Origin of the sequence: Streptomyces sp. NRRL S-378 (genome assembly GCF_000720645.1) — a bacterium.
GTDB lineage: Bacteria > Actinomycetota > Actinomycetes > Streptomycetales > Streptomycetaceae > Streptomyces.
The window spans coordinates 1-365 of the sequence record NZ_JOBX01000216.1 but is presented as its reverse complement, the minus strand read 5'-3'; the positions used below and the strand labels follow the sequence as shown (position 1 = coordinate 365).

Below are 365 nucleotides of genomic sequence, written 5' to 3'. Positions count from 1 at the left end.
CGGTGCTGGATGTGCCGACGTGATGAGCGCGCCGGGTCCAGGACTTGGTGCTGTCAGTGCTTGTCGTGGTGGTCGGCCTTGTGGTGCCCGTCCGAGCCGCTGGCGTTGATGCAGGTGTTACCGAAGGCGGGGTTGAGGAGGCCGACGATGTTGACGGTGTTGCCGCAGAGGTTGACCGGGATGTGGATGGGCACCTGGACGACGTTGCCGGACAGGACACCCGGGGAGCCGATGGCAGCGCCCTCTGCCGTGGCGTCGGCGGCGGCCATGCCGGCCCCGCCTGCCAGGACGGCACCAGTGGCGGCGGTAACGACTACGGCCTTGGCGAAACGGAACATCAAGATCTCCTTGAACTCACTCTGCCG

At 66.8% G+C, this 365-nt stretch carries 1 protein-coding gene; it reads right to left on the bottom strand.

The annotated features are described in order from the left end of the window. Positions 1–53 precede the first annotated feature (53 nt). On the bottom strand, positions 54–338 hold the full coding sequence (locus IH80_RS0138555) for a chaplin (protein WP_030966584.1): 285 nt from the start codon (positions 336–338) through the stop codon (positions 54–56). Between the last annotated feature and the right edge of the window lie 27 nt (positions 339–365).

Bases quoted from the DNA above. Each gene is read 5' to 3' on its own strand.
- IH80_RS0138555 (WP_030966584.1), bottom strand. From the start codon at position 338: ATGTTCCGTTTCGCCAAGGCCGTAGTCGTTACCGCCGCCACTGGTGCC.